Below are 6226 nucleotides of genomic sequence, written 5' to 3'. Positions count from 1 at the left end.
TATTGATGCCCCTCGTCTGAATCACGTTTAGTTGCGCCCTCTGGCTTGTCTACGGTAGCCATTTTGCCGAAGACTCCCGATATGGGTTGTTATTGGGAAAGGTTAATTGCTGGGCATTGTATGCGAAGCGCTAGGGCACCTGAACCAAATCCACCCTTCCCGCGCCGTGCGACCTCAGCATCAGCCGGACCGTCACAGGCGCCGTTTAAGAAGTCGGCGCCGGCCAGAAGACAGATGATCGCATCAAGAACGTGATCATTTGCGATGGCCACCTCCTTGATCACGTCCGGAATCATGATCCAGCTCATGAGCCGATCCAGGATGGTAGCGCGACGTTCCTGGTTCGCGAGGTCGCCGCCCTTATAGCCTCTGGAGGGCACTTCATGAGCCACCAACGTGGCGGCTGGATCGACCTCGATGCATGCTGGCTCCGTAAGTCTGTTGTGCCACGCCAGCTGGATGCGCTGGCCCGATTGTTCGCGGACCTTGTGTAGAAGGCTCAAAGCTGCCCAGGCAGCGCGTGCGATGCGATCTGCGCCAACGTCGAGCGGCTGTTTGCCGGTCACCTGACGAACGAATCGATCCGTGTTGTCAACGGACAAAAATAATTGACCCACCTGGCGGACAATATTCTTGACCCACCCCCTGGGTGTTGTCGTCAGTGTGCTTCGCTGTTGACCGTTCCTCCTATCAGTCCACTTTGCCTAGCCTGCCGAAGGCGGTAGCTGTCGCCCCGGATCTGGATGACATGAGCGTGATGCAGCAGCCGATCGAGCATGGCACTCGTGAGCGCTGCGTTGCCGTCGAAGGTCTGCTCCCAGTCGCCGAACGACAGATTCGAGGTCAGGACGACCGAGCCCTGCTCATAGCGCTTGGCGACGACCTGGAAGAAGAGGTCCGACTGATCCTTCTTCAGCGGGAGATAGCCGATCTCGTCGACGATCAGAAGGCGAGGTCCGAGGATCGCGCGCCGGAGGTACTGATCGAAGCGCCCCTCGCGTCGCGCCTTCTCGAGCTGCAGCACGAGATCGGCGGCAGTGACGAAGCGAACTTTGTAGCCGCGCTCGGCCTCTCTGACGCCGAGCGCGATCGCCAGGTGCGTCTTTCCGGTGCCGCTCGGTCCTAACAGGATCACGTTCTCGCGCCGCTCGATGAAGGCGAGGCCGGCCAGCTCCTGCAGCCGCGCCTTCGGCGCTCCCGGCGCAGCTTCGAAGTCGAACTGCTCGAGCGTCTTCACCGACGGGAACGTCGCCAGTCGGATCAGCATCTGCCGGCTCCTCTCGCCTCGCAGCGACGCCTCGGCGCCGAGCACCTGCTCCAGATACTCAACGAAGGAGCGCTTCTTCTTCGCCGCCTCGTCGGCAAGGTTCGCATACTGGCGTGCCACCGCGACGAGCGAGAGCTCCATGCACAGTTTTTCGACCTTCTCGCTCATCGCATCACCTCCTGCAGCACGACGTCGTAGTCCTTCGGGGAGCGCTGCAGCGGATAGCGCGGCCAGCAGGCGGCGGCTGGTGACTCCGGCGCGGCTCGCGGTCCGACGTACGGCTGCATCGCCCGCCGCTCCTCGACGAGACGATCGACCGGACGAGCTTTGGTCGTTGCGTGAACGCGCACGTTTGCGACGGTGGCGCACCAGAGCCTCGCCTCGGCGTTGAGCTCATCGAGCTCGGGGATGCGGCCCTCGAGCGCCAGCCGCGTGACGTACGGGTGGAAGAAGGTCTGGGCGATGTAGTCGATCGCCCGCTCGACCTTGCCCTTCGTCTGCGGTCGTGCCGGCCGACACAGCTTCGGCCGATAGCCGCAGTCGCCCGCCAGGCCCCAGGTCGCATCGTGGAACCGGTGCCGACCCCGGCCATAGGCGTCACGGTGCGTGACGACCGTCTTCATGTTGTCGTAAAGGATCTCCCGCGGCACGCCGCCGAAGTCACCCAGCATCCGCCGGTGACACTCGACCAGCACGTCGGCGCGCATCGACTCCACGTACTCCAGATACAGCCAACGGCTGTAGCCGAGCACGCCGACGAACGCATACACCTTCCGCGGACCCAGCCGATACTCGCCCCAGTCCATCTGCGCCTGCCGCCCGGGAGGCGTCTCGAGCCGCACGATCGGCTCGGGCTGCGGCGCCGGCCGCAAGCTCGCCACAAACCGCCGTACACTGCGCTCCGTACCGTCGTACCCCATCGCCGCGATCTCCCGGTGCAGAACGGTCGCCGGCAAACGGATCGGGGCTGCGCCCTCCACCCGGCGCCGGAGCCAATCCTCGTACGGCTCGAGCTTACTCGGCCGGCCCGGACCGCGATCCTCGACCGGCTTGACCGCTTCGCCGCGCAGGTACTTGCGCACCGTATTCCGCGAAATCTGAAGCTCCCGAGCGATCGACCGGATACTCATCCCTCGACGGGACAAAATCTTGATCTCCATAACCGCTTCCTTTGTCAGCATCCGGGGCTCGTCCTCCTTCCAAGACGGCCCCGATTTTCAACAAAGGTGGGTCAACAGTTTTGTCCGAAAAGGGTCAGCTTCCGATGTCCGCTCACACCGTGTCCCTTCGAAAGAGCTGATTCGGGACGGTGAACATCGGCTGCCCCGCTCGATGCGCGCAAAGTTCGTGGCCCAGCCCGACGGGCCACCCAAGTGGAGCGTCCAGTGCTAGGAGTGCTACGGCGCCTCCGTCGAGCTCGCGCACTACGCTCTCAATTACAGCAGATGATCCGGCACCGGCATGCACTACGCTGAGCCTCCCGTCTATGAGAGACCCGACGGCGATTCCGGTATTCTGCGACTGCACAGCACAGTCGATGCCGATCAGCTTCAAACTGGACACCCTTTTGTGAGGCCGCCTAGTGGCGTTCAGAAGAAACCTCCCTGAGGCGCCCCGCCCGTCTAGACTGTTGCTCGGGACAGGCACTGCGCAAGAAGGAAATCTTATGTCTGCGGAGAACGATCTGGCCACAATGCTTCAAGAGGGTCCAGTCGCTGACCTTCTCCGCGCCGAAGAGGCGCTCCAAGTCGCAACAACTATCGGCTCGCATGCTGATGCGGTTAACGCTTCAAACTTCAGAGCGATCTTAATCTCTTTGCAGAGCTATAGCGTAGAGCAGTTTGTACTTGCGGTCACTCGCCTCTATGACCGCCCGCACCCTCACTACTCCCTCAGAAGCTTGCCTGCCGTCCTGGAATTTGTCAGGACGAACGCAGGGGCGTTACAGATCAGGCAGCCTACCTGGGTTGAACGAGGCGTCGCTCGCCTTGGCATTACTATCTCGGCCAATGGAGACCAGGAGCACACAACGATCGCCGTTGCGGACGAGCTAATCAAGGTGTTGCCCACTCCGAAGAACAATGCGGCGCTTAACGCGCTAAAGGCCCTGCGCGACAAGAGGCTCGCACATCCTGAGAACATTGAAGCAGAGCAGATTCCCAGAACAACGTGGGAACCAGCCGAGGCGCTCTTGGAACCGCCGAAACAGATCGTCGGTATCCTCGGGTCATACACAAGTACCGCATATGTCGACGATGAGGGAGCGTATCTGTTGAGCTTAGACGCTCAGCGAGCGAGCACGTCCCTTAGGCGATTACTTAGGGAAATCCGTGTCGCCCCGCCCGCGTTCCCGCCGATAGGCGAATGATGCTTCTTTCCCATAAACGCTTTCCGGGAACGCGTATGGATTAAAGCGCTCGTTTCCTCCGTGCAGCGCCCGAAAGCTTGCGGCTCGAAATCGGCGTAGGCGTGATTGGGTCGATCGCCGGCACCTCGGCGAATTCTGGAAGTCGATTTCGGACCTCAGCTCCATATCGCCGCGGTGGCGCTCTAATCGCCGACACCGCCGAATGGGCTTGGCGCGGAGGAAGCCTACTTCGGCGGATCGCTAGCTATCGCACGCCGCGAATGGTATACACAGAAGCGGCGCCCGCTAGTGCCGCTAACACCAGCGGACGCCTAACCACAGTCAGCCCCAAGGAGGCTAACCATGGCTAAGCGCGATGTTACCCCGTCTGATCGAAACCTCTCTCGCCGTCCTTCCTCCGAGGCAACCGCTCTACACGATGATTCAAAGCCGGACTCCGCGCTCGAGGCTCTCGAGCGCACCGTCGAAGATGAACGGTTGCGCCTGCTCAAGGCTCATTCCATTCTCAGTTGCGCCACCCTCGCGATGGAGGTGAATGCCGAGAGCCAGAACAAGCGGTCTCCGTATTATCCGGCGGTCATCGATCTGGCGGCCGATCTCTTGAATGAAGCCATCGAGCGGCTCGACTCGGTCAACCTGCAGCCGCCCCTGAGCGACATGCAGTTATTCGGACGGCGACGCGGAAGCGCTTAGTCTGCGGCATCGCCCCAGATGACACTGATCGCTCATGAGACGAGACGCTTCGTCGTTGTGCCACGGTGCCTGAATCAACTGAAGAGCGCTACAGACGGCGTACGATAAAGCAACCACGAGTCGATCCCCTGCACACGCTCCAATACCGCACGAGTGAACCTTTACCCGATGGGATCGAGTTGCCAGTCTGAAAATACGATGTCCCCGATTGCCCAAGGTGAGCGAGAACAAACGGCGGCTCTTGATCTCTCGGTTGATCTGATAGCGCGACTTCCCTGGGAGCTTAGCGAACACCGGCACCGGCAGATTCTGCAGTGGCTCGAACGTCGCCACCATCATGGCGCGCTCGCATTGGATGCTGGTGAGAATAGGTTGATCTCGGCGTGAATCGACCCGCACTAGTGAATTCGGCACTCTCGGGTTACGTCGTGTAAGCCGCAGTCACTATGCGAGCGCGAGACAGCGTCGCTTCTGGCGTACTAGCTAGCGCAGCGACGCGCACCCCATGCACAGCCACAGGACTTCCCGGCGCCGAAGTGTTACCGCGCTTTCTTGCGGTTCAACCGAATGACCTTGCCCGATTCATCCCTCCTTACGCTACAGTAGCTCGCCCATTTCTCCATCAACTTCGCGCGCTTTATGAGTAACGTGCCGCGTTGGTACGCGGCTTCAGCCTTGTCCTTCAACTTGTGCGCGAGAGCGTGCTCGATCACCTCGCTCGGGAAGTAAGCAACTTCCGCAGCCCAGTCGCGGAATGACGAGCGGAATCCGTGTGGAGTGGCGGTCTTGTCTTGGGAAGGGTCGAGGTAGCCAATGCCGCCGCGTTTCAGATCGACTTCGTGCATGCCATCGATGACTGCCCCCAGTGCGGCATCGGAGAGCTTTCCTCCACTCGGGGCGGGGAAAACGATATCGGACGTTCCCTTGCTCGGCAGGCTTTTCAGGAGCGCCACCGCGGCAGTGGAGAGTGGCACGACATGCTCCTTTTCCCGCTTCATGCGAGACGCGGGAATCGTCCATCGCAGTGCCTTCAGGTCAATTTCGCTCCAGGTGGCGCCGCGGACTTCGCCGCTGCGAGCGGCGGTCAAGATGGCAAACTCCAGCGCACGAGGCGAGATGCCCTCATGTTTGCGTAGCTCCGCCATGAACGTGCCGACGCGCCCGTAGGGTAGGGCCGCATGGTGCTCAGTTTTCTGTACCTTGCTCGGAGCGGGCAGTTGGTGGCGAAGATTGTTTTTCCACCGCGCCGGGTTCTCGCCTTGGCGATAACCTCGAACCTTCGCCCAGTCCAAAATGGACTCCATGCGGCCTCGCAGGCGGCTCGCTGTTTCCGTCTTGGTGGTCCAGATCGGAGTCAGCACTTGGAGTACTTTTGCGGTATCGATGGCGGTGACCGGCAGCTTGCCGAGAATCGGGAAGGCGTAAGTTTCGAGCGTCGCTGTCCACTGGGCAGCGTGTTTCACGGATTTCCAACCTGCAGCGTGGGCCTCGATGTATGCACGGGCGCATTCCGCGAAAGTCTTGGTATTAGCGATGTTCGCCGCTTGCCGCGCTCGCTGCGCCCTACGTTCCTCAATCGGGTCCCGACCTTCGGCGACAGCCTTGCGCTGTTCCAGAGCCTTCTGGCGAGCCTCAGCGAGCGACAGTTCGGGGAAAGCACCGAGTCCCATGTCTCGGCGCTTGCCGGCGACCTTAATGCGTAAGACCCACGTTCGAGAGTTGCCGGCGACACGAAGATGCAAACCTGCAGCGCCCCCTACTGCGTAACGGCCTTCGGCCTTAAGCTTCGAGACGGCGAGTGCGGTCAATTCGCGAGCGCGTTTGGGCATGGGAGTTTTGTCCTTTTTCTGCCCACATATTGTCCCACATAAATTTGTAGATTTACACAGCTTTCGTTG

6 protein-coding genes are annotated in these 6226 nt (G+C 60.9%); 2 read left to right on the top strand and 4 right to left on the bottom strand.

Annotation, left to right across the window (positions count from 1 at the left end; genetic code table 11):
• Positions 1-89: 89 nt before the first annotated feature.
• From VF329_15740 to istA, 3 genes are read right to left on the bottom strand one after another with little or no spacing between them, the layout of a single operon-like run.
• Positions 90-617, bottom strand: a complete 528-nt coding sequence (locus VF329_15740) for a DUF429 domain-containing protein (protein ID HEX7082461.1) — start codon at positions 615-617, stop codon at positions 90-92.
• A 41-nt stretch (positions 618-658) separates the two neighbouring features.
• Positions 659-1435: an IS21-like element helper ATPase IstB gene (gene istB, locus VF329_15735; protein HEX7082460.1), complete on the bottom strand. Its 777-nt coding sequence runs from the start codon at positions 1433-1435 to the stop codon at positions 659-661.
• On the bottom strand, positions 1432-2448 hold the full coding sequence (gene istA / locus VF329_15730; GenBank protein HEX7082459.1) for an IS21 family transposase: 1017 nt from the start codon (positions 2446-2448) through the stop codon (positions 1432-1434). Before istA ends, istB begins: the two co-directional genes overlap by 4 nt.
• Before the next feature lie 485 nt (positions 2449-2933).
• Between istA and VF329_15725 the strand changes: the two genes are divergently transcribed.
• Positions 2934-3635: a hypothetical protein gene (locus tag VF329_15725; GenBank protein HEX7082458.1), complete on the top strand. Its 702-nt coding sequence runs from the start codon at positions 2934-2936 to the stop codon at positions 3633-3635.
• 342 nt (positions 3636-3977) lie between these two features.
• The gene (locus tag VF329_15720) at positions 3978-4328 is read left to right on the top strand and encodes a hypothetical protein (GenBank protein HEX7082457.1); all 351 of its coding nucleotides are present in this window, start codon (positions 3978-3980) and stop codon (positions 4326-4328) included.
• A 539-nt stretch (positions 4329-4867) separates the two neighbouring features.
• On the opposite strand, the gene VF329_15715 is transcribed toward VF329_15720, so the two are convergent.
• Positions 4868-6157: an integrase arm-type DNA-binding domain-containing protein gene (locus VF329_15715; protein HEX7082456.1), complete on the bottom strand. Its 1290-nt coding sequence runs from the start codon at positions 6155-6157 to the stop codon at positions 4868-4870.
• Between the last annotated feature and the right edge of the window lie 69 nt (positions 6158-6226).

The sequence above is a fragment of the Gammaproteobacteria bacterium genome (assembly GCA_036381015.1).
Taxonomy (GTDB): Bacteria; Pseudomonadota; Gammaproteobacteria; order Steroidobacterales; family Rariloculaceae; genus ZC4RG20.
The sequence above is the reverse complement of the archived record's forward strand: the minus strand, read 5'-3'. Positions and strand labels throughout refer to the sequence as shown.

Coding starts and splice junctions, on each gene's coding strand:
- VF329_15725 (HEX7082458.1), top strand. CDS start 2,934: ATGTCTGCGGAGAACGATCTGGCCACAATGCTTCAAGAGGGTCCAGTC.
- VF329_15715 (HEX7082456.1), bottom strand. CDS start 6,157: ATGCCCAAACGCGCTCGCGAATTGACCGCACTCGCCGTCTCGAAGCTT.
- VF329_15720 (HEX7082457.1), top strand. CDS start 3,978: ATGGCTAAGCGCGATGTTACCCCGTCTGATCGAAACCTCTCTCGCCGT.
- istB (HEX7082460.1), bottom strand. CDS start 1,435: ATGAGCGAGAAGGTCGAAAAACTGTGCATGGAGCTCTCGCTCGTCGCG.
- istA (HEX7082459.1), bottom strand. CDS start 2,448: ATGCTGACAAAGGAAGCGGTTATGGAGATCAAGATTTTGTCCCGTCGA.